Below are 849 nucleotides of genomic sequence, written 5' to 3' on the forward strand. Positions count from 1 at the left end.
CCCCCCCCCCCCCCCCCCCCCCCCCCCCCCCCCCCCCCCCGCGCTGGTGCGTCGGCACGTCGAGGATGCGATCACGTGAGACCCTGAGACAAACATCAATACAACGGGGGGTTTCGGCATGAAGGTAACCGGTAGCACCGGAACGAAGGCGACCGCGCTCGTCGGACTCACGCTGGTGGCCCTCGTCGGCTGCGGCAGCGACGACAGCGACACCGCCACGACGACCGCCTCCTCGGCTGCTGTCACCACGAGCGCATCCACGACCTCCGCCGCATCGGCTCCCTCGGCCGGCGCAGACACGCCGGCGCCGGCCCAGACGTCACCGGCGAGTTCGGCAGGGGCCCTGGCACCGGGCTGGAACGCGAAGGTCTTCGAGCACGCCGGCCAAACCGTCATGGCCTCGGTTCCCGGCAGCTCACTGGTGTCCATCGAGGAGAACAGCGACGGAAGTTGGGAGGTCCGCGTCGTCGCCGCCGACGGGGTCACCGTCACCGCCGTCGTGTCCCCCGACGGCGACAAGATCATCGCCGGACCGATGGCCGAGGGAGCACAGCACACGGGCATCGAAGAAGCCGAGCTCGATTACACCGCCGCCACGGGCGTCGTCCTCACGGAGGTCCCGGGAGGCCGGATCACCGACCTGAATCTCGTGGTGGAGAAGGGCGGCACGTACGTGTGGGAGGCCGACGTGATCGACGCCTCCGGAGCGCAGCGCGCGGTGGACGTCGATGCCGTCTCCGGCCGAGTCCTGCAGAACGTCACGCGCTGACCGGGCGGGGGGGGGGGGGGGGGGGGGGGGGGGGGGGGGGGGGGGGGGGGGGGGGGGGGGGGGGGGGGGGGGGGGGGGGG

The 849-nt window shown here is 73.3% G+C and carries 1 protein-coding gene; it reads left to right on the forward strand.

Features of this window, described 5'->3' with window-relative positions:
* Window positions 1–118 precede the first annotated feature (118 nt).
* Window positions 119–769: a PepSY domain-containing protein gene (locus AC1RIF_RS27230; RefSeq protein ID WP_492604501.1), complete on the forward strand. Its 651-nt coding sequence runs from the start codon at window positions 119–121 to the stop codon at window positions 767–769.
* The last annotated feature ends 80 nt before the right edge of the window (window positions 770–849 follow it).

This window comes from Prescottella sp. GW823-FHT02E09 (assembly GCF_058797375.1).

Coding starts and splice junctions, on each gene's coding strand:
- AC1RIF_RS27230 (WP_492604501.1), top strand. CDS start 119: ATGAAGGTAACCGGTAGCACCGGAACGAAGGCGACCGCGCTCGTCGGA.